The sequence below is a fragment of the Bacteroidia bacterium genome, assembly GCA_041391665.1.
Classification (GTDB): domain Bacteria; phylum Bacteroidota; class Bacteroidia; order J057; family J057; genus JAGQVA01.
In genome coordinates, this window is record JAWKNO010000002.1 from 531,981 (window position 1) to 553,952 (window position 21,972).

Sequence of the window (21,972 nt, forward strand, 5' to 3'; positions counted from 1 at the left end):
TAAAAATTTAGATATGATTGTCATTATTTCCCCGGCAAAGAAGCTGGATTTTTCAGAAGAAACCCGCTACACGACCACACATACTTTGCCCTCATTTTTGCCTGATTCACAATTGCTGATCAAGGAGTTGGTAAAGAAAAGTGAGAAAAAAATTGCGGAGATGATGGATATAAGTCCCCAACTTGCTGCATTAAACCACGAGCGGTACCAACAATTTCATACCCCTTTTACACCAGAAAACGCCAAGCAGGCATTGCTGGCATTTAAGGGAGATGTTTACCTGAGTTTTGAGTTGGAAAAATACTCGGAGGAAGATTTCTTATTTGCCCAGCAGCATTTACGGATTTTGTCAGGTTTATATGGTCTGCTAAATCCCCTCGATTTGATTCAGCCTTACCGGTTGGAAATGGGTACAGCGTTGAAAACGCGAAGGGGTAAAAATCTATATGAGTTTTGGGGCGATCGCATTACCCATGCGCTGAACACATCCTTTGCGGATTCCGGAGATAAAGTGCTGATCAATCTGGCGTCAGCAGAGTATTTTAAGTCAGTAAACCTGAAAAAACTCGATGGGAGGGTTATCACCCCCTCTTTCAAGGAAGAGCGAAATGGACAGTACAAATCCATTTTTTTATATGCGAAACAGGCCCGGGGTGCGATGGCAGACTTTATTATCCGAGAAAAAATTACTCACACCGAAGAAATAAAACATTTTACGGGTATGGGTTATTGTTTCCACGAAGGGCTTTCCCGGGAAGATGAGTGGGTTTTTACCCGTTAAAGAGAAAATGCTATTGTTACCTTTTTCTGGTTTTTTCCAATGAATTAAAACGGAGCTTGCCTTACTTTAAGGCACCATGAAAGCACTTACACAAGCTCCTGTTTTTAAGTTTGTACTGTTATACCTGGCCGGCATTGTTCTGGCCAGGTATTTTTTTTCCTGGAGTATAGTAGCCGGGATCTCGGGATTGGGATTGCTGGCCGCGATACGGCTATACTACGGGAAAAATTATTCCTTCCGAAGGGAATATCTGGCAGCAGCAGGTATTTATCTGGTTGTGCTGGGGTTAGGCAGTCTGAATTATTATGCCCGGACATGGACTGCTGATTTACCGGTTATCAATGACGTGAATTGTGGTAAGGGAGAATTGTATGCAAGGGTCATTCGCCCGGTAAAGAAGAATTTCAGGGGACGTTCGACCTGGGCCGAATTGATTGCTTACCGCAAGGAATGTGAATGGATTTCAGCTTCGGGGCGGTTTCTGCTATATATAGACGTGCGAGATACCAGTAGTCTGGGAAGATTTGATGAGGTATTGATTCGGGGCAATGTAACAGATGCTTATACGGCCAATGAGGGATATCTCCAATACCTCCATAATCAGGGGATTTTCCATACAGTTTATGCAGATGCCATTCAGGTTTCAGGGAAGAAAAAAGGCTGGGATGTCAGTTTGGAAACGATGAGGCAGGAAATGTGTGAGCAGTTGAAGCAGGTAATCCCCGACTCTACGGCCGGAGCAATTGCACAGGCGATGTTTTTGGGGGAAAAGGGTGAAATGAGTAAAGAAGTAAAGGATGCATTTTCGGTTGCAGGAGTAAGCCATATTCTGGCAATTTCCGGATTGCATGTGGGGATTGTTTTCCTGGTACTCAACCATATTTTTTCTCTGCTTCATCTGGTACCATTCGGTTTGAAGATCAAGAATGCAATTATCCTGATTTTCTTGTTGGGGTATATGTTGATGACAGGGGCAAGTCCGGCTGTAGTGCGTGCCGTTCTGATGTTTGGGATTGTTTTGATTTTCAGGATATTTTACCTCCGATACAGCATGCTGAATATTGTAGGGACAGCCGGGCTTATACAGTTGCTCGCAGATCCTGTTATTGCATTTGATGCAGGTTTTCAGTTATCGTATTCTGCGGTAGTTGGGATTATCGTACTATTCCCCATTTTCGAAGCACAGTTTTCTGCACACCATTTTTTGCTTAAGACCCTATATGCGTGGATAGGAGTGACATTTTGTGCAACGATAGCAACGCTTCCCCTGATCATTCTGCATTTTGGAAAATTCCCGACCTATTTTTTGCTGAGCAATATACTGGTTGCATCGCTGGCTTTTGTGTTGGTATTGGTTGGTTTTTTTACGGTAGTCCTTTGTTCAGTGCCAGTATTAGGAGAGTGGCTGGGATTTTTTTGCCAGCGGCTGATCGGGTATTTGTACACCATCGTGACGCTTATTGGGGCGCTTCCTTCCCCAGTGATTGACGAATGGCAGGACTATCAAGGCTTTCTGATTATGGCAGGAGAACTGGGGATCGCCGGCCTTATATTGGTAATAGGCAAAAGGATACAAAACAGTAAATAATTATTTACACAACTATGATAATAAAACAAAACAGCTTTGTGCTTAACTGGCTCCATCTGATATGGACGACTCCGAATCTGGCGCCATTGCTAAGTGAAGAACGGAGAGAAGACATTTTCAATTTGGTTTTGTGGGATTGCCAGGATAAGGGAATTGATCTTGTCGAGATCAACGGCGTGCAGGATCATGTACATGTACTCATCCGACTACGTCGTACACAGACTATTGCAGGCGTGATGAATCATATGAAAGGATGCTCTTCGCGATGGATGCAAGAAGAATGGCCGGAGGAGTCTTCGTTTGGCTGGAAGAAGCGATACACAGGAGTATCGGTTGGGCTGGATCGAGTCGAAGATGTCCGCCAACGAATCCGTAACCAGAAGGAAATACACCAGCGGATGAGTCTCCAGGAGGAGTTGGTCGATATTGCAGGTATATATATTCCTGCTGAAAGTTTGATCAATGTTCTCATTCCCAAAGACAAAAGAAAATAAAACCTTTACCGGTCGGGTTTATGTTTCTGCGTCTGAATTTTGCCGCCTGAAGGAGACTTCCGGGGATGGTGAGGGTATGCGGATTACGGATCTTGAATGGGGGTAGGCCTCCGGGAAAGGGGTTTTTGAGATCTGATCCCCGTTAACGGGGATCGGCCAAAGCCCTCAAAACTTCCGACCCCCACCTTCCCCCAAACCCTTGATAAAAAATACTGCCACAAACCGTACCCCCATTTTTTTGACTCCCCCCAATTTTGCTGTAGCTTTGGATAAACACTACCTGTATGAAAATCTATCAACATCTTGAATACCTCGTGGAGTCCCGTATTGCCTGGGTTACTCTCAATCGTCCGGAAAAAAGGAATGCGTTAAATGATGTGTTAATAGTCGAACTGAAAGATGCCTTATTGACCGCAGAGCAGGATACTCAGGTAAAAATCATTGTCATAAAGGCAAACGGACCGGCTTTCTGTGCAGGTGCAGATTTGGGGTATCTCCAAAAGATGCAGGAATACAATATTGAACAGAACCTTGCTGATTCAACCTCGCTTGCTCAACTCTTCCTTACCATTTACCGCGCTACCAAAGTCGTGATTGCTCAGATCGAAGGTCATGCCATTGCTGGTGGCTGTGGTCTCGCGACGGTGTGCGATTTTGCATTTGTCGTGCCTGACGCCAAACTCGGTTATACCGAGGTGCGCATTGGGTTTGTTCCTGCAATTGTTATGACGTTTTTGTTGAGAAAAATAGGAGAAACCCGGGCAAAAGAGCTTCTCCTTTCCGGGAAAATAATCGATGCTCAAACAGCGGTTAACTATAATCTGGTCAATCAGATTATCCCTAAAGATGAAATTTCGGCTTTTGTTAAAAAGTTTGCCGGGGAAATGTGCACACAAAATTCGGCTGCTTCTCTTCAACTTACTAAAAAAATGATCGCTGATATTCAGAGCTTCCCGCTTGAGGAGGCGATGCGATTTGCTGCAAAAATGAATGCCTATTCACGGGCTACAGATGACTGCAAACGCGGGGTTGACGCCTTTCTTAACAAAGAAGATCATACCTGGTAATTGTAATGGCTTCCTGTTAAAGCCTTTCACCCAATTTTACTACCATTTCTGTTTTCCATGGCAGGAAGGTACCAGCTAGAATATGTTTCCGGGCCTCTTTTACCAGCCAGAGGAAAAAGTGCAGGTTGTGGATACTCGCGATCTGAAGCGCCAGATATTCTTGTGCCTTAAACAAATGTCTTACATATGCTTTGGTATAATACTGGTCGATCTCACACTCGCTGTGGGGGTCAAGTGGGGAAAAATCATTCTCATACTTCTGATTTTTTAAATTGCGGACCCCCTCTCTGGTATAAATCAGACCATGGCGGGCATTCCTGGTAGGCAATACACAGTCAAACATATCCACCCCCAAAGCAATGCATTCGAGCAGATTTACTGGTGTGCCCACTCCCATAAGATAACGTGGTTTATCAACCGGGAGAATATCACAGGATAGCTCGGTCAGTTCGTACATGATCTCCGCCGGCTCTCCAACCGAAAGGCCGCCAATTGCGCAGCCGGGCAAGTCCAGTCCTGCAATAAACTCTGTAGATTGAGTCCGTAAATCTTTATATGTCCCGCCCTGGATAATTGGAAAAAGATTTTGCTCGTAGCCATACAAAGGTCCCTGGTTTTGGTGGTGTTCCTTGCAACGCAATGCCCAACGATGAGTAAGCTCCATGGAGGTCTTTGCATATTTGTGATCACAAGGGTAGGGAGGACATTCATCCAACACCATCATGATATCCGAACCAATCGCACGCTGAATGTCCACCACCAACTCTGGCGTAAACAAATGTTTACTGCCATTTATATGATTGGAAAAGGTTACGCCTTCTTCTGTAAGTTTTCTGCTTCCAGCCAGACTATACACCTGATAACCGCCGCTATCTGTTAGTATCGGTCTGTCCCAATGCATAAATTTGTGTAAACCACCTGCCTGCTGGAGAATATCTTTCCCCGGGCGTAAAAACAAATGGTAGGTATTGCCTAATATGATTTGGGCCTGTACATCCTCCATCAAAGCCTGCTGGGACACAGCTTTGACACTGCCCACAGTACCCACCGGCATGAAAATCGGGGTTTCTATTTTGCCATGCGCAGTTTCGATTTCTCCTGCCCGCGCTTTTGACTGTAAATCTTTGTGAATTAACTGGTACTTCATAGAGCCTGCGAAAATATGCAATTTCCAAAGAAACCACGCAGTTCTACTTAGTTTGTATTCCAGATTTTTCTCTTGCCCGCTTTTGCCCCCCTTCAAGAAAGAACCCAAACAATCCCCCTAAAATACCGCCAATGATATGGGTAAACTGGGAAATATTATCTGCTGCAAAGGCATCCTGAACCTCTTTCCCAAGAAAAAGAATTACCACCAGAATAAATGTCAGTGGAATTCCTCCTTTAGCATTGGTAAAGGAACTCAGTAAAATCAACATAAAAACAATGCCGCTTGCGCCTAAAAGGGGGTTGTCAAAAAAAGCAATCTGTAAAATCCCCGTTACCAGGGCCGTTACAAACATCATGAGTAAGGTATCTCTGGAACCATACTTTTCCTCTAAAATCGGCCCCAAAAGTAGGATAAAGGAAAAATTGCCTGCAAGGTGCGCCCAGTCCCCATGCCCGATAACATGTGAAAATAATCGGAAATACCAGACCGGATTGGAGATGTCCACCACAGGATAAATAGTGAAGTAAGTCATAATGTCCAACCCTGTAAAACTTTGCAGAATAAGTACCAACGTACATACCAGCGTATAGGTCAGGATAACCGGGGCGTTATATTTAAGTCTCATGATAGATTTCTGATTCGTGCAAGATAATTAATCTACGATTTGATATACAATATCTGTTACGAAATTAATTCATTCCTTGTTGGGATAGGCAAACAAAGTGTTTACTTTGTGAACGCAATTTTTGCTCATGAATGATCTCTGGATTCAATTTTCTCAAGCCTGTGAGGCTGTCGGTACTTCTCCACTCGAAGTGCTGGGATTTATCTTTGGGGTAGTCTGCGTTGCGCTCAATGCCATGGAGAATATTTGGGGATGGCCGACCGGACTCATTAACGTCGGTATTTATATTTACATTTTTTTTATCGCACGTCTCTATGCTGATGTGGTGCTTAATATTTTCTTCTTCATTACCGGTGTCTATGGCTGGTATCACTGGCTCAACGGCGGCAATAAAAAAGATGACCTCCCGATTACCACCAGCCCGCTTAAACTATGGGGTATGTATCTCCTGGTGGGTATTTTGGGAATTCTTATTATTGGTTTTTTCTTCGACAACTATACGAATGCTGACCTCGCTTATTGGGACGCTTACACGACTTCTTTTAGCTTGCTGGCACAGGTATTAATGGCGCAGAAAAAAATCGAAAACTGGCTCATCTGGATCGCTGTTGATGTCATCGCTATTGGTATCTATTGGTACAAAGACCTCAGGCTTACCGCTTTGATGTTTCTGATCTATCTCGTGCTCGCTACTCTTGGCTATTTTAACTGGAAAAGAAAAATGGGGATTCAGCTTGCCAATGTATGAGTCTTCCATTGAAAATAGCGATTGTCGGACCGGAATCGACCGGAAAATCTACCCTTGCCCGTCAATTGGCAGACTTTTTTAATACTTCTCTCGCGCAAGAAGTCGCCCGCGTATATCTTTCTGAACTCAATCGCGCATATACGAAGGAAGATCTGTCTGCCATCGCCAGACTCCAGATGCAGGAAGAAGATATTGCCCGCAAAAATGCAAAGGATGTGTTTTTTGCCGATACCAATCTGCTGGTCATAAAAGTCTGGAGTGAATACAAATACCGCCATTGTGATCCATGGATTCTGGAAAATATGAATCTCCCTGATTATGATATGCATTTCCTGGCCGGAACAGATGTTCCCTGGGAATTTGATCCGCAAAGGGAAAATCCTTTCCAACGGGAAGAATTATATGATATCTACCGCCGGGAACTTGAAGAGGCCGGTGTGCTTTTCCACGAACTTAAAGGTAATGCAGAAAAACGGCTTTCAGATGCTGTAATCGCTACAAAAATCCTGCTTTTTGCTTGTAGCTAAATTATCCTACCGGTACGGGTTCAAGCGCATCTGCCACAACAAATGTGCTTCCTCCAATAAAAATCACATCTTCAGGCATAGCTTTTTTCCGTGCCGCGTTTACACCCTCTGCTACCCGATCAAAAACTTCTCCATTGAGTCCGTGAGTGGCGGCTTTCTCGCTGAGTTTCTGTGCGTCAAATCCACGTGGCACATTCGGGCGTACAAAATAATAGGTCGCATCCTTTGGGAGAAGTGATAGGATTTTATCGTGATCTTTATCTGCAACCATTCCCAGTACAAAATGGAGATGGTTTTTTTTCATTTTACTCAACTGCTCTACCACTAACCGGATTCCGCCTTCATTATGACCTGTATCACATAGTACAGTAGGGTTGGCGGATAATTTTTGCATTCTGCCCGCTAAACGGCTATTCGTTGTGGTTTTTGCCAACCCGTTGCGAATGGCTTTATCAGAGATTTCCCATCCTTCTTCGTTCATTACCTTCAGTGCAGATAGTGTGGTAACCAGGTTTTTTTGCTGGTAATCGCCCCGTTGGTCCAGTTCAAAAACCAGACTATCATCCTCTTCTTCAACATCTGTAACCGAAAATTTTTGCCCATTTTCTGTGAGGGAAATGCTGTTTATATGGAACATATCTTCTGCCCAAAATAAAGGCGCTTCCATCAATGTTGCCTTATCCGCAAAAACAGGCGTAGTCTCTGTATGCTTTTCTCCGATTACTACTGGTGTAAAACGTTTAATAATGCCTGCTTTTTCTCCGGCAATTAACCCGAGTGTATCTCCAAGCATATCCATATGATCGTAGGAAATATTGGTGATCACACTTATTTCGGGATGGATGATGTTGGTCGAATCAAAATTTCCCCCTAATCCCACTTCAATTACCGCAATTTCTACTTCTTCTCTGGCAAAAAAATCAAATGCCATAGCTACCGTCATCTCAAAAAAACTGGGCTTCATCCGCTCAATCAGGGGTTTGGTTTTTTCCACGAATTCGACCACTTCTTCCTGCGAAATTTCCTTTCCGTTTACCCGCATACGCTCAGTAAAAGAAAGCAGGTGCGGTGAAGTGTACATGCCCGTTTTGTAACCTGCTTCCATCAATACGCTGTTGAGCATGGCAGAAACAGACCCTTTGCCATTGGTGCCGGCTACATGAATACTCTTAAATTTCCATTGCGGCTGCTCTAATGCCCAGCATAATTCCTGAATATTGCCAAGCCCTTTTTTGAAAGCAACAGGCCCCTGCCGCTGGTACATGGGCAAGAGGGTATAGAGGTACTGCAAGGTTTCTGAAAATGCGTTGTTAGTCATTGATGCGTTTTTGCGGAGATGGTCTTTAGGTGGCGAATAAAACACGGCTTTTTTCAATTTCAAAGTGAGAAATGCGCGAATTATTTCTTTTATTTGTTCGTACTAATTTTCTTTAAAGCACAACCATTATGTATCGTTTTCTCTTTGTCTTATTGCTGTTTCCGGCAATGCTTTTTGCAGGTATTGATCCGTCTGAAATAGCCGGCAGCCGGGCTTTCGCCCTGGGCCAATCCTACACCGCTGTAAACGGTGATTTCTGGAGTTTATTTCACAATCCCGCAGGAATCGCAGGATTAAAAAATCCCGAAGCAGGTATCTTTTTTTTTCGCAGATTTAACCTCGCCGAACTGACCCGAAGTCATGCTGGTTTTGTCTTTCCTTTTGGAGGGAAACAAGCTGTCGGTCTCGAAGCGGGATCCTTTGGATTTGACGCATGGCGTGAAAATTTACTCGCTCTTTCTTACGCAATTACCCTCGCTGAAAAGATTAGTCTGGGGGCAAAAGTTAATTATCTCTCTATCGCTACAGCCGATGCCGGAAATGTTTCGGCAACTTTTGTAACTGTCGGTACCCAAACAAAAATCAATTCTCAACTCACACTTGGATTTTCGGCAGCCAACGCCAACCGCGCTACCATCGCGGGCTTTGGGGGGAAAGAAGAAATCCTCTCAGTGTTTTCAACCGGAATTTTGTACCAGCCTTCCGAAAAGGTGCTGCTGGTTGCGGATGTGCGAAAATCTATCGCTTTTCCCTTAAGCTGGAGTGGGGGATTGGAATATGTCGTAATTCCTGCACTTCTTGCCCGTGTCGGTGTAAGTACAAATCCGCTCACCTTTAATACTGGTTTGGGGCTTAAGCTGGAAAAATTATCGCTGGATATGGCTTTCAGCTTTCATGAAAGACTGGGATATACCCCACATATTTCTTTGTCTTACCAGTTTGCAAAGAATAAGGGATGAAAAAGAGACAGCTGATCACGGTTGTCTTCCTCTCTATTGCTTTTTTTCTCTGGCCGGATTTTCTTCTGGCTCAGGTAGATTCTGTGAAAAATGAGGAAGACTTTTCTGCTGAATCCGTTTCTCCTGCTCTGGAAGATATGGTCAGCAATATAGAGGTGGAGGAGGAAATAGATTTTTCCTTCCTCACAGATGTTCTGGAAGATTTTGCCCGTAAACGTCTCGATATCAATACTGCCAGCCGCGAACAATTGCTGCTTCTCCCTGGGATGACTGAGCTGGTTGTCAGTCGCCTGGATGCCTACAAAGAAAGGTTTGGTGCATTTGTCTCTCTCTACGAATTACAGGCTGTCCCCGGACTTACCATTGATGAAATCCGTCTCTGGCTTCCCTTTATCGTCGTTCGACACATAGGGGAAAAACACATCAGCCCGGGTACCGACCACCCCTCTGGCCCGAACTTCCGGGAAGTAATCAAAAATCTGGACTTTGAATTAACCCAACGAACGGGTTTTTTGCTGGAGCCTCAAAGAGGTTTTTCCGGAAATGATACCACGGGGGGGACGTCTTATCTCGGATCTCCTACGCGTTTGTACACTCGGTTCAGAGCCCGATATGGGCGCAATGTGAGCATTACCCTTACCGGCGAAAAAGATCCCGGAGAGAAGTTGTTGTGGAATCCGGCCAATCAGCTGTATGGTTATGATTTCCTCTCTGGCCATGTCGCAGTTGCAGGGTATGGAAACCTGAAGAATCTGGTGGTCGGCGATTACAATCTCTCTTTCGGCCAGGGGCTGGTACTGAGCCGTGGCGTGGGGTTTGGAAAGGGATCTACAGTAATCAGTAATGTCAAAATGACCGGCAAGGGTATCCAGCCTTATAGCTCAGTCAATGAAAACCAACTCATGCGTGGCCTTGCAACCACATTTGCCTGGAAAAAACTATACCTCACTACATTTTTCTCCTGCATCTCGCTGGATGCTACCGTGCAACAGGTCGATACGCTCGCCAAAGATGACCTGGTAGTCTCTGGTATTCGCCTGGGAGGATTGCACCGTACGACTGCCGAACTCACTAGCCGCAAAACATTGAAGGAAACCCTTGCGGGCAGTCGCCTGGAATATCAGACCCGTAAACTGCGCATGGGTTTTACTGCCTTCCATCAGTATTTCTCCGGTCAAGTGATCAAGCCCGTCAACTCCTATAATCAGTTTGACTTTCGCGGGGAGCACAATTCAATTTATTCATTGGACTTTGACCGGGTGATTCGCAACTTTAATTTTTTCGGAGAAATCGCCCGGTCCCGCTCTGGTGGATGGGGTGGGGTAATGGGGTTCATGAGCAGCCTGGCACCACAGCTGGATGTGTCAATGGTTTTTCGCCATTTTGACCGGGATTTCCACAGCGATAAAGGGTATGCCTTTGCCGAAAGACCTACGGCACTGCAAAATGAAACCGGCGTGTATGTCGGTCTTCAAATAGTGCCCATAAACCGTTGGACATTCAATCTGTACTTCGATCAGTTTTATTTTCCATGGAATCGTTATCAGGCAGACTATCCCTCCCGTGGCTGGGAGTTTTTGGCACAGGCTGAATATAAACCCAACCGAAATACGCTGGTTTACCTTCGGTTCCGATCGGACAACAAAGAAATGAACGCAAGTGAATATCTGCCGGGGCAGCAGGTGCGTTTTCTTGTACCGGTAAATAAAACGCAGGTGCGAATTCATTTTCAGACAAAAGTCAACCGCGATATTACCTACCGCACCCGGATGGAATTTGCCGGGTTTCGTGAGGGAGATTCTGTTGTAAAAGGGGGCATGATGATTTATCAGGATCTCAGCTGGAAACTCGGTTATAAATGGAAAATTACCGGTAGATACGCCATTTTTGATACACCTGATTATGACACACGGGTGTATGCATATGAAAACGATGTACTTGGGTTTTCCTCCATTCCGCCTTATTATCAGACGGGTAGCCGCTACTATGTAATTGTAGGGTGGAAGCCCCACAAAAACCTGGATCTCTGGGCGAGGGTGGCGCAAACCCGACTCTGGAAAACCGATAGTATCGGTTCTGGCCTGGATGAAATCAGCGGCCCGTCGAAGACCGAAGTGAAAATCCAGTTGCGGGTGAAGTTTTAAGGCGTAATGATTTTATTTAACCAGCACGCTGTCCAAAACAGAGAGATCTCCATCAATAGAATCTGTGATTTCAAGTCCCAGTATCTTAGCTACAAGGGGATAAACATTGACATTCTCAAAAGGAGGAATCTTGAGCCCTTTCCTGAATGCCGGGCCTTTGGCGTAAAAGATCGCACCTACTTCGGGCGTAGTTGTCGGGTCATAGCCGTGCTGGCCAGGGTTGTTGTGGAAATTTTGAGATGTGAGGATATTGGGTGGATTTGCGATAAGGACCAGATCTCCGATCAACGGATTCTGATTGTAATGGAGATGCGCAGGAACTTCCTTCCGGAGATAGGTATGATACCTGTCTTTTTCTACGGCTTTTAGCTGAAGATAAGTTTCCTTTACCCGTGAGGTATCGTTGCTGTACAGCATCCAGATGGCGCTGCCTTTGGCAATGGTAAAATCGCTGATGTTAACTTCGTCCTCCGGGAATACCGGATTTTCAGTATCTACCGGATACATCCCGTGGTCGGAGACCAGGATGATATTGACTGGCAATCCCAGTTCGCTCACCCTGCGGTCGAGGTTGCCGATTTCTTCGTCCAGCGCTTGCACTGCCGCCTTTGTCTCAGGTGCCTCTGGGCCATAACTATGGCCTTTGCTGTCAACATCTGAAAAGTATAAGGTGATAAAATGGGGACGATTCTGTTCGGGTAACTTCAGCCATTCGATTACCTGATCCACTCTTTGACGGTTGGGACCGCTGGAGTCGTAGGCGAAATAATATACCGGGCGTATTCCCTGGATCGCTGCTTCCGATCCGACCCAAAAATAACTGGCAGATGCCATGCCTTGCTTTACTGCCAGTACCCAAAGGGGAGTACCTCCATACCAGGAACCGTCTTCCACTTTCTCTCTGTCGCTGATTTTGTACATCTCTCCCCGGGTTTTGTCATAAAACGTATTGTACACCAATCCGTGATTTTGGGGATACAGACCTGTAGCCAGCGTATAATGATTGGGAAATGTGGAAGAGGGAAAGGACGGGATCATGGATTCTGCGCTCACACCTTCGGAAGCCAGTCGGAGAATGTTTTTGGCTTCATATTTTTCCGCATAGTCGTACCGGAACCCATCCATAGAAACCATAATGACGTACGGCTTTTCCAGTGTTTGGGCCTGATTTTCAAAGTTCTCAACGATCGCCGTTTGTTTAGGCTGTTTGCAGCCGCCAAACCCAATCATCAAAATTAGAAGAATTTGGAGGTATTTCATTATTTTGGTCTGAGTTGTGGCGAAATGTAAATCTTTTTAGTGAATGTATGTCAAATTCTATGGAACCCATTAATACAAAATGTCCCGAGTGTAAAGGAATTATGGAGCCTGGACTGATTGCCGATCGCGGTTATGGGCAGGTCTTTGCCTCCAAGTGGGTGGAGGGTGATCCGAAAATGAATATGTGGACAGGTGCGCTCAAAAATGATCAGGTATTTACCCTTCGTGCCTATCGCTGTAAAGATTGCGGGTATGTGAAGTTGTACGCCCGGGATCTGGATACATAATAAAAGTAAAAATACACATCTGGCCGGCGGAAGGAGGTGAAAAGAAAATTTCAGATTTATTCTCCTTATTTTGCCCGATTCATTAATTCCAGCTTGAACGAAAGAAGCCTGGGCTCCAGCCCTACGGCATAGGTCTCGGGTGAGGTCTGTGCGAATACACTGTCCGGAAATTGCCGCATGCCTGCCTGCGCAATTGCCCTGATCTGGTGAATATCTGCCATTGGATAAACCATTTTTCCCTTTTCAAAAACAGGAACAAGAAGATCCTGGTGTGAATCGGTTTTCTGTTGGATTTTTTCCCCGGAAAAAGTCTCAAACCGGCACATGTCGGGCTGCCATTCTTCGCTAAAGATAATGTCTCCGGCATATTGTCCGTCTGCTACAAACCGGCGCACATTTAGTATGCCCGGATTTGAAACCTTGATTGCCTGTTCTGATAATTTCACCTTGTAAGCCCAATCTCCTCCTGGTTTGCGGATCGCCGCAAGTTTGTATACGCCGCCCAATGCAGGTTGGTCGTAAGCGGTAACCAGCCGCGTTCCCACTCCCCATACGTTGATTTTTGCGCCTTTTTCTTTCAAAGTCTTCATTTCATATTCGTCAAGATCATTGCTGGCAACTATGCTGGCATCCGTAAAACCGGCCTCATCGAGCAGTTTCCTTGCTGTAATGCTCAATGACGCCAGGTCGCCGGAATCCAGTCTTATGCCGACCATCTCATGCCCTTCGGTTCGCAGTTTTTTCCCTACTTCAATTGCGTTTTTGACACCTTCAACGGTATCATAGGTATCAACCAGAAATACGCAGTTGTTGGGCATGGCTTTGGCGTATTCCTCAAATGCTTCTTCTTCGGTTGGAAACGACATCACCCAGCTATGTGCATGTGTGCCTTTCACCGGAATGCCAAACATTTTGCCTGCCAGCACATTCGAAGTAGCCGCACAACCGCCTATATAAGCTGCACGGCTGGCTGCCAGTCCACCATCTACGCCTTGTGCTCTCCGAAGTCCGAACTCCAGCACGGGTTCTCCCTGAGCCGCACGGGCAATTCTGGAGGCTTTGGTGGCAACCAGTGTCTGGAAGTTGAGTATGTTGAGCAGGGGTGTCTCCAGCAATTGGCACAAAATAATCGGTCCCTGCAACCTGAGCAGGGGTTCGTGCGGGAAAACCACCGTTCCTTCCGGTACACCGTGAACCGTCAGGGTATTTTCCAGACTTTCCAGATATTCGAGAAATTCGATCGCAAAAAGTGGTTTTCCGTCGTTACCGGTGAGGGTTGCCAGATAATCGAGGTCGTCTTTGCTGAAGGAAAAATGATTGATGAAGTCTATCGCAGGCTGTAATCCGCATGCAATTGTATAACCTCCCTGAAAAGGATGTTTTCTAAAGAATAGATGAAAGACAGTTTCATGGTCTTTTAGCCCGGTTTTCCAGTAACCATAAGCCATTGTGAGCTGGTAGAGGTCGGTCAGGAGGGAATAGTTTTGCATGCAATCAGAGTTAATCCGCCAAATATAATGGAAGATTTGGTCTGTAATATTTCAAAACGGAATTATAAAATAATTGGGAGTTTCTGCGAAACTCTGCTCGGACTTTGCGTTCCTCTGCGTCCAAAAGCAGAGAAATGATCTCCGATCACAGATTCTCCGGTTCACGCAGAGTCCCGTAAAGGAATCGCAAAGTTCCGCAGAAGTTCATTTTATGATCCCAATAGGTTTATAATTTCGTTTCAAAATCCTTCATAAACGCCCAGTCCAAACAAACTGAAATCGTATTTCACAGGGTCTTCGGGGCAAAATGAGCGCAGGTTTGCCGTAAGCTCTGCTGCTGCTTTCCAGTCGTTTTGTTTGCGGGTAAGCAGCCCCAGCTTTCGCGCAACGTTGCCTGTGTGTACATCAAGCGGGCAGATGAGCTGGTGGGGAGAAATATGTTTCCAAAGACCAAAATCTACTCCTCGCTGGTCGTCGCGTACCATCCATCTCAGAAACATATTGATTCGTTTGGCGGAAGAGCCTGCTGCCGGGTTGGCAATATGCTTTTGAGTTCTTTCCGGAAAATTTTCGTAAGATACCAGACGGTCCCTGGCAAACAAAATGCCGTGATATACATTCTCATGTGCTTCGTGTATGCCTTTGGAGAAAATTTTTTCCAGGCCACCATGATTTAGATAAACATTTTTCAGGGAAAGAACCAGCGCCTGACAATCTCCGCCATTGAAAGTGCGATGAACAAACTCGTCCAACCCATACAGTTCTCCTGCTTCTGCATTCATCACAAAGTCATAGGGGGATTGTCCCATGATTTCCATCAGCTTGTTGGCATTATTGATAATGGAGGTTCTGCGCCCCCAGGCAATCAGCGCTGTCAAAAATCCTGCGATCTCGATATCCTCTTTTTGGTCAAACTGATGCGGAATGGAGATGGGATCTTCTTCTATAAAATCAGGGGTATTGTACTGCTGGTATTTTTGGTCGAGAAGTGCGGCAAGCTGGTTTCTGGGAATTTTTTCCTTCATGGATCGATCAAATCAGAGTGTCTTCACCGGAGGGGTCCTCGACCGGAGAATTTTCCCCGGCAGAAATGGGGGGGATTTTGTGTGGCGATAAGTCTGCATGTAGCCGCATCGCCCGGTAAGCCAGCCAAATACCTACAAAAAGCGCAATAAAGGCAAATAACGCGAGGTATTCATTTCCCAAAAACAGAAAATAATCGTACAACCCGTGCAATAAAACGGCCCCCAAAAGCCCTTTCATTCTTTCCGTATAGGGATTGCCGGTTTCTCCCAAAAATTTGGCTCTGCCAACAAAGTAACCCATAATGACGCCAAAGACGGCATGGGCAGGTACTGCGGTAAACATTCTCAGCAAACCTGTTTCCAGTCCGCCATCTGAGGTGAAAACGTATAATATATTTTCTATTGCGGCAAAGCCCAATGATACGGCAACACCATACATAATGCCGTCATAGGGTTCGTCAAATTCCTCGTGCGGATAGTTGTAATAGCGAAGTACGAGGTATTTCATTACCTCTTCCGTAAATGCAACTACAAAAAAAGCGTAGATAAACAATTCCCCCGCGGATCCTGAAGTGCTTGAAATGCCTGTATAGGTAGATAAAAGCTCACCGATAAAAACTACCGGGAATGCAATCAGTACACCCAGGATAAAAGAAATGATCAAATATTTAAGCGGTTCCCGTTCATATTCATCCTTCAAATAAACATAGGTGAAAATAAACACAACCGGTGCCAGAGCCAGTGCTAAAAGTTCCATTCGGGCAAGATAATAAGAAAAGACATAAATTTATTCTCAGATTCCTTTGAGATACTCAATCAACGCCTTTCGGTCCAATTCGCTTAAATTATCGCCAAATGTATGTCCCTGATTTCCATAACCCGGAAGGGTAGTGTTATAGGTTTTTACATCCGTCTGGCTTGTTTCCAAGGTATAGTTCCAACCTACAGTTTCATAGTTGTAGTCGCTGTGGTCAAAAGTTCTCCGCCAGTAGTCAGGCCTTGAAGGGCTGTTGAGCAAAGTTTCGAGATCAGGTACAGAGCCATTGTGAAGATAGGGGGCTGTAGCCCAAACGCCGTCGAGTGGCGGGGCAATATATCCGCCTTCGGCTACCAACTGCGCCTGGTTTGGGTTTTTCCCAAACCAACTGCCATTATACCATGCGATAAAGGCGCTCTCCGAATAATTGCTGGAAGAAAGCAACGGGTCTGTCCCGATGGTTGCCAGTTCTACCCGTAGGTTAGGATAGGAAGCGGAGTCTCCATAAGTCCCATGACAACTCCTGCAATTTTGCGTGAAAATAGTTTTACCCTTCGCGGAAAGTACCGGATCAATGGTCTGCGGGTACACGGGGGGTTCTATAGACTGAATGTATGCCAGTACATCTGCAAAATGGTTGTCAACCTTCCTTGCCTCTGCGGTATCGGTGAGTGTGAGCAGGCTGGATGCCATCATAAATCTGGCCATGTCACTACGGCCGGTTGCTGTATAAAACATGGCATTTTTTTTCTTCATCAACCACCAGGCTGGTACATCGGTCGGCACGACACCTGCCGGAATGGTCAACCCGGGTTCGTCTCGCCATACCAAATCCGTCTGGTTGCGGTGGGCCGCCAGTACTGCCGCGAGTTTGTCCGCCGGATTTACGCCTCGTGAAGGCATGACAAGTTGCGGACCCACAGCAAGTATTGCTCTTCTGAAAGGTGCATAAGCCACCCACTCGGGGGAGTTGTTTCCATAAATGAACTTGACCGCGAGATCCAGGTTTGATACTTGCGTACTCTGGTCAGTCGTAAAATCTCCCAGAGAGTTCCCCAGTCCGACAATCAGGGTATTGTTGAGTTTTTGTGCATGGCATTGCAGACAGTTGGCAGATACAACCTGTACGCCATTTGGGGCAGTGACGGCGGTATAATCATAGGCGATATTCGCATTTTCTCCGCTTCTGCCCAATTCGTTGGCTGTTACATTTCCATAGACAGTTTTGTATATCTGCAAGGGGATACCGCTGCTCACATAGTCGCCGGTTGTCAGGTAGATATAACCAGCATCGGCATCGCCGCTTCGCTGCCCGGAGGCGGGAATCTCATAAGCACCTGCGGGTATGGTTTCGGGTTCCGGATCGGGATCTGGGTCAGGCTCTACGGGAGGTCTTTGGCAGGATGCAGTTAAAAACAGCAGGGAGATATAGAGGATTTTTTTCATTTCAGGTTAATAGTTCCAGATAGTACCAAAAATTGCTGGTGTCGCGTTTCCAGCCCGTTTTGTCATACAATCGCTGCGCGCCGACATTGGTAACTTCTGTTTCCAGCATAAGGGCGCTGGCGCCAGTTGAAATACCCCATTCGCGTGCCCGTTCAATGAGCAGGGTAGCTACGCCCATATTTCGAAATTCAGGAGCGACATAAAGGTCGTTGAGCAGCCACCGTCGTTTCATCCCAAGTGAAGAAAAAAGTGGATAAAGCTGTACGAATCCTGCGCCGGTCTGATCGGCCTGCGCAAGGAATATCACCGATTCCTGCCTGGTGATTCTTTCCTCCAGAAATACACGGGCAGCTTCCGGGTCGGATGGTCTTCGGTAAAACGTCCGGTAGGCATCAAATAATGGGACCAGTACCGGGAGATGTTCTATGCTTGCGGGAATAATATTCATTCCGGAAATATACAAAAAATCCCCCTGCCACCAGCACAATTCCTGCTACTATTCCCCATATCCAAAACGGTATCCCTGTTTTTTGTAAAGGCTCCATGTCTCCTATTGTGACAAATCCTCCCCACAAAAAAGGATCTTGCTGTGTGCGGAGAAGATGGAGTTTTGCCTGCTGAAGTGCCCGGTCTTTGGATTCTCCCAATGCAAGATGGTGATAGTAGGATACCATCAGATCTGCACTTGCCTTGTCGTTGACGCGCCATAGGGTTGTGGTAATACTTCTGGCTCCTGCATAAGTAAAGGCCCGCGCCATGCTGGCAATCCCTTCACCGCGGTACAGCTGCCCCAGCCCTGTTTCGCAGGCTGAAAGTACAACAAGCTCAGCCTGCAGATGGAGATTGTACAGGTCTGCAACATAGAGTAGTTGTTTTCGGGCTGAATCCCCGGGGTCAGCGAAGGCTATATAGGAATATCGGGCGTCCCTGTCATCGGCCTTTCCATGGCTGGAAAGGTGAATCACTGCACGTGACGGGGCCGATTTGTAAAAATGGTCAACGGTGGCTTCGTCGCCGAGAACAGCTTTCCCCCCGGTGATAGATGCGATTTCTTTCGCTTCTTCCATATTGTAACGCAAAGGGCTGAAAGCTGTATTGGGTATTGATTTGCGATCCTTTTCTTTCTCTCCTTCCCCAAACTGCGGTGCAAAGGCTATAAATCCTTTCCCAACAGGCTGCGCTGCTTCTGCTTCTTTCCTCTCCCGATACAGGGTTGCCGAATAGTTATAACTGATAGCATGGTCTCTGAGAAGATATGGCCACCGGGAGGGGGAATGGGTAAGATCCGCGGGCTCTGTCAACAATAACTCGAAAGGAAGGTAGCCCAGTACGCCATCTGGCACGATAACCAGCCTGGGGGGAAGTTTATCTTCTACGGGTTTAAGTAAATCCTGAAACAGGTTGGCAGATGTGATGGCGTATTGCTGGAGTAAGGTGGTCTTTTCTTTTTCGGTTTTTCCTGTCTCATAATGCCAGTCAAGGATACCTGATCTCAGGCTTGTTACCTGCTCCGTGAGGTTGGGGATTTTCATTTTTTGTGCCGTAAATTGATGTTTCGCCAGCACAAAAACATACACATTGCTGTCTCCTGTGAAAAAGGCTAGGAAGCCGGTCGTATCGGGTAAAACAGCCTGGATCTCGTCAATTTTTGCTGTTTTCTGATCATACCGGAGCCGGTAATATTGTGGATAGTTTACTTCCAGGCTTTGTTTTAATGAGTCGTATTGCTGGCGAAAAGTGAACCGGCTTTGCTCAAGCAAAGCTGCTTCGGCACTGTCTGGCCGGGTTGGTCCTTCTGCAGCATCGTATTGTTTTTTTTCTATCAGGTTCAGTTGGTCCTGTATATACCGCTCCTTTTCTATGACTGCCGCTGGAATTCCGGCAAATGCTTTGGCCTGTGATTCCTTCAGTGCTTCGAGAAGCAAATGCGCCTTGCTGCTCTCTGAGAGATGAAAGGCTTCTTGCAAATAACTGGTGTCGCTGGTCCATTCAAATAGTTTCCATGCGGTGCTGATTCCCGCTTCATATAGCTGGTAGTTATTCTCTTGCAATTGTTGGCGCGAACCCTGGGAAGAAATATCTGTGGCGATACGGCTGATCAGATCAAGCGTAAAGCGAAAGGTGCCTAATGCAGCGCGAAGTGCGGTGGTATCGCCCAATCGTTCTCCTTTATCTCTTAAAATCTCTGCTTTGGCCCAAAGTATTTTTGTGATCGAACCCGCAGCTGGTATTTCCCGGAGGAGTTCCGGATTTTCCTGAGGGGTTTGTGGGGAAAATGGGGGATATAAACACTGAATGGCCTGTGTGATCAGTGTTTCAGCCTGATCAAATTGTTGCTGCTTTTTTGCCAGAATGGCCATATTCATATAAGTCCTGGCAGTTGTATAATGGTTGGGACCGTAAGTATTGAGCGCAATTTGTAAGGCTGTACGGTACTGATTTTCGGCTTTTATCCAATCATTTTCTTCTTCATACAGGCTTCCCAGCGCATAAAATACATAAATCAGATAAGGACTTTCTTCGCCATATTGGGAATTGTAATTATTGCTGGCTTTTTCAAAAGCTTGTTTTGCCTCAGGCAATTTGTGCTCATTAAAATAAATGAGCCCATGATTTAGTGCCAGTTGGCCGTTGAGTCCCAAATTGCCGGGAAATAATTGGTGGTATATCTTTTCGGCTTCCTCCATATTCTCATGGGCCGAAGAAAAATCGCCTGATTCCATATAAGTCAGCGCGAGATTTTGATAAATCCCTGCCCGGACATTCTGATAATAAGCATGACTGCCGGCGTTGGTATACATCTGAATACTTTGGCGGTAATAGTCTATGGCTTTATCCAAATCCCGCTTTTCTTTGTAGGCATTTGCCAGTCGAAGGTAAATGTCGGCTACTCCTATATCGTCTGCCTGATTTTTGCGGTAAATATCCAGGGCATCTTCGTAAAGTCCGAGTGCTTCTTCCGAACGACCCAGCAGGAGGAGGGCGTCGCCAAGATAGGACTGTGTTTTTGCTGTGTAGGGATAATCGCCGGGAAAATTTTCATAGAGAAAGTCGGCTGCTTTGCGAAAATATACCACAGCTTCAAGGGGGCGCTGAAGATGATTGAGTGTGTTGCCCAGGTTATTGTAGATTTTTGCCAGTCTGTCAGATGTGGTGGGGGAGTATGATTCGGCTACCGGCAGCGTCTTTTTATAAACGGTTAGTGCTTCTTCATACCGTCTGATTCTGTCCAGAATAACCCCCGTATTTACCAGAGACTTCAAAAACTCGGAGGAATCCAGAACAGCTAAAGCCTGGTTTGCTTCGTGGGCATTGTTGTAATGAGCAAGCGCCGAATCCATTTTATTTTCCCTGAAATCTTCCCCTGCCAGCAGATTTTCTGTTCGGATAAAAAACAGAGAACCCCTGTCATTATGGCTATTTAGCAGAGCGGAAAGCGTATCGAGGTGGCTTCCTGCTTCAGCAGTTTGTTTGTTTTTTTGCAGGAGTCCTACGAGTTTCAGCCGTTCCTCCATTTGAGCTGCCAGACTATCTGCCGGGAGGTTTGAAAGCCGAAGCCGGGCAAGCTTGATTTCTTCTTCAGGTGAAATGGACTCAATCATGTCCTGCCCGGATGCCGGCTGTGTCGGCTTTGGGGAGTGTGTTATATCCCCTCCACATCCCATTAGGATACAGAATATCAGGAAAAGCCGGGAAAACATCGGACAGGACATGTGATTGGTTACATCCGTCAGGTATAACAACCTGAATGAAACAGACTAGTTTAGAGAAATGCGCGTTGCAAAAAGCGTCTCACCCGTGTAGGCAAACCGGATAATTTTTCCATTTGTCTGAGACCTGACAATGGTGATGAAGTAGGGTTTTTTTCCTTCGTTGAGATAACCTCTGGTAAAATAATTATCGCCGGAAAGAAGGTTTTGGCCCGAAAGTTTCAGGTCTTCAAAACTCGCACTATGCAGGGTCATGATGATATTGGCATCATTGCCCGGATCGAGCTGATAAGCATTGCTATCGTCAAGACTTGCACATTCAACCAAATCTATCGGGTCACCACTTGGCGGTGGTTCCGGAATGGAAATGGTATCATTGGAGGGGAGTGTGGATTTGTCTGCTGTATTTCGCACTTCCTGATCTGCGAGACTGACGCAGGTGCAGCCTTCCGGGCAGCATACCGAATTGTCGGAAGTGTTGACTGTAATACGAGTCTGGCCTTCCTTGCAGTTGTCAGGAGTAAGCAGTTCACAACTCCAGGCAAATAATCCAACCAGAACAAAGGTTAGTGGCAGGTAGAATGGTTTCGTCATTG

At 46.0% G+C, this 21,972-nt stretch carries 20 protein-coding genes; 9 read left to right on the forward strand and 11 right to left on the reverse strand.

Translation table 11 applies throughout. The features are described 5' to 3' along the window. Nucleotides 1-13: 13 nt before the first annotated feature. The 4 genes from yaaA to R3D00_13830 all read left to right on the forward strand — a co-directional run bounded on the left by yaaA (nucleotide 14) and on the right by R3D00_13830 (nucleotide 3,930). Nucleotides 14-781 carry a peroxide stress protein YaaA gene (yaaA, locus tag R3D00_13815; GenBank protein ID MEZ4774256.1) on the forward strand — a complete coding sequence of 256 codons (768 nt, stop codon included), beginning with the start codon at nucleotides 14-16 and terminating at the stop codon, nucleotides 779-781. A 76-nt stretch (nucleotides 782-857) separates the two neighbouring features. Continuing rightward, nucleotides 858-2,369, forward strand: a complete 1,512-nt coding sequence (locus tag R3D00_13820) for a ComEC/Rec2 family competence protein (protein ID MEZ4774257.1) — start codon at nucleotides 858-860, stop codon at nucleotides 2,367-2,369. 14 nt (nucleotides 2,370-2,383) lie between these two features. Then, on the forward strand, nucleotides 2,384-2,863 hold the full coding sequence (locus tag R3D00_13825) for a transposase (protein ID MEZ4774258.1): 480 nt from the start codon (nucleotides 2,384-2,386) through the stop codon (nucleotides 2,861-2,863). 284 nt (nucleotides 2,864-3,147) lie between these two features. After that, a complete protein-coding gene (locus tag R3D00_13830) occupies nucleotides 3,148-3,930 on the forward strand; it encodes an enoyl-CoA hydratase-related protein (protein ID MEZ4774259.1) in 783 nt (260 codons plus the stop codon). 16 nt (nucleotides 3,931-3,946) lie between these two features. Here the strand turns inward: R3D00_13830 and tgt are convergent, their stop codons facing one another. Beyond that, a complete protein-coding gene (tgt, locus tag R3D00_13835; GenBank protein MEZ4774260.1) occupies nucleotides 3,947-5,077 on the reverse strand; it encodes a tRNA guanosine(34) transglycosylase Tgt in 1,131 nt (376 codons plus the stop codon). Between the two features lie 43 nt (nucleotides 5,078-5,120). After that, on the reverse strand, nucleotides 5,121-5,705 hold the full coding sequence (locus R3D00_13840) for a rhomboid family intramembrane serine protease (protein ID MEZ4774261.1): 585 nt from the start codon (nucleotides 5,703-5,705) through the stop codon (nucleotides 5,121-5,123). Between the two features lie 127 nt (nucleotides 5,706-5,832). Between R3D00_13840 and pnuC the strand changes: the two genes are divergently transcribed. Together pnuC and R3D00_13850 are read left to right on the forward strand one after the other, a co-directional pair. Next, nucleotides 5,833-6,453, forward strand: a complete 621-nt coding sequence (pnuC, locus tag R3D00_13845) for a nicotinamide riboside transporter PnuC (protein ID MEZ4774262.1) — start codon at nucleotides 5,833-5,835, stop codon at nucleotides 6,451-6,453. Then, nucleotides 6,450-6,980 (forward strand): ATP-binding protein, encoded by a 531-nt coding sequence (locus tag R3D00_13850; GenBank protein ID MEZ4774263.1) that lies wholly within the window; start codon nucleotides 6,450-6,452, stop codon nucleotides 6,978-6,980. Before pnuC ends, R3D00_13850 begins: the two co-directional genes overlap by 4 nt. 1 nt (nucleotide 6,981) lies before the next feature. Here R3D00_13850 and R3D00_13855 read toward each other — a convergent pair whose 3' ends face one another. Next, nucleotides 6,982-8,298: a folylpolyglutamate synthase/dihydrofolate synthase family protein gene (locus R3D00_13855; GenBank protein ID MEZ4774264.1), complete on the reverse strand. Its 1,317-nt coding sequence runs from the start codon at nucleotides 8,296-8,298 to the stop codon at nucleotides 6,982-6,984. Between the two features lie 128 nt (nucleotides 8,299-8,426). Here R3D00_13855 and R3D00_13860 point away from each other — a divergent pair, with 128 nt between their 5' ends. Beyond that, nucleotides 8,427-9,257 carry a hypothetical protein gene (locus R3D00_13860; GenBank protein MEZ4774265.1) on the forward strand — a complete coding sequence of 277 codons (831 nt, stop codon included), beginning with the start codon at nucleotides 8,427-8,429 and terminating at the stop codon, nucleotides 9,255-9,257. Continuing rightward, nucleotides 9,254-11,401, forward strand: a complete 2,148-nt coding sequence (locus R3D00_13865; GenBank protein ID MEZ4774266.1) for a helix-hairpin-helix domain-containing protein — start codon at nucleotides 9,254-9,256, stop codon at nucleotides 11,399-11,401. The genes R3D00_13860 and R3D00_13865 overlap by 4 nt, the downstream gene beginning before the upstream one ends. Before the next feature lie 12 nt (nucleotides 11,402-11,413). Here R3D00_13865 and R3D00_13870 read toward each other — a convergent pair whose 3' ends face one another. Beyond that, the gene (locus R3D00_13870; protein MEZ4774267.1) at nucleotides 11,414-12,661 is read right to left on the reverse strand and encodes an ectonucleotide pyrophosphatase/phosphodiesterase; all 1,248 of its coding nucleotides are present in this window, start codon (nucleotides 12,659-12,661) and stop codon (nucleotides 11,414-11,416) included. Between the two features lie 47 nt (nucleotides 12,662-12,708). On the opposite strand from R3D00_13870, the gene R3D00_13875 reads away from it, so the two are divergent. Continuing rightward, the gene (locus tag R3D00_13875) at nucleotides 12,709-12,948 is read left to right on the forward strand and encodes a PF20097 family protein (protein ID MEZ4774268.1); all 240 of its coding nucleotides are present in this window, start codon (nucleotides 12,709-12,711) and stop codon (nucleotides 12,946-12,948) included. Nucleotides 12,949-13,013: 65 nt separating this feature from the next. Here the strand turns inward: R3D00_13875 and R3D00_13880 are convergent, their stop codons facing one another. The 7 genes from R3D00_13880 to R3D00_13910 all read right to left on the reverse strand — a co-directional run bounded on the left by R3D00_13880 (nucleotide 13,014) and on the right by R3D00_13910 (nucleotide 21,970). Further along, nucleotides 13,014-14,438: a nicotinate phosphoribosyltransferase gene (locus R3D00_13880; GenBank protein ID MEZ4774269.1), complete on the reverse strand. Its 1,425-nt coding sequence runs from the start codon at nucleotides 14,436-14,438 to the stop codon at nucleotides 13,014-13,016. 239 nt (nucleotides 14,439-14,677) lie between these two features. Then, complete coding sequence (locus tag R3D00_13885) at nucleotides 14,678-15,463, reverse strand: TIGR02757 family protein (protein MEZ4774270.1); 786 nt, start codon at nucleotides 15,461-15,463, stop codon at nucleotides 14,678-14,680. Between the two features lie 7 nt (nucleotides 15,464-15,470). Next, complete coding sequence (locus tag R3D00_13890; protein ID MEZ4774271.1) at nucleotides 15,471-16,220, reverse strand: PrsW family glutamic-type intramembrane protease; 750 nt, start codon at nucleotides 16,218-16,220, stop codon at nucleotides 15,471-15,473. A gap of 36 nt (nucleotides 16,221-16,256) precedes the next feature. Continuing rightward, nucleotides 16,257-17,666, reverse strand: a complete 1,410-nt coding sequence (locus tag R3D00_13895; protein MEZ4774272.1) for a c-type cytochrome — start codon at nucleotides 17,664-17,666, stop codon at nucleotides 16,257-16,259. 1 nt (nucleotide 17,667) lies between these two features. After that, nucleotides 17,668-18,114, reverse strand: coding sequence for a GNAT family N-acetyltransferase (locus tag R3D00_13900; GenBank protein MEZ4774273.1), 447 nt, complete (start codon nucleotides 18,112-18,114; stop codon nucleotides 17,668-17,670). After that, on the reverse strand, nucleotides 18,059-21,268 hold the full coding sequence (locus R3D00_13905; GenBank protein MEZ4774274.1) for a CHAT domain-containing protein: 3,210 nt from the start codon (nucleotides 21,266-21,268) through the stop codon (nucleotides 18,059-18,061). The genes R3D00_13900 and R3D00_13905 overlap by 56 nt, the downstream gene beginning before the upstream one ends. A 156-nt stretch (nucleotides 21,269-21,424) precedes the next feature. Continuing rightward, complete coding sequence (locus tag R3D00_13910; GenBank protein ID MEZ4774275.1) at nucleotides 21,425-21,970, reverse strand: hypothetical protein; 546 nt, start codon at nucleotides 21,968-21,970, stop codon at nucleotides 21,425-21,427. Nucleotides 21,971-21,972: the final 2 nt, after the last annotated feature.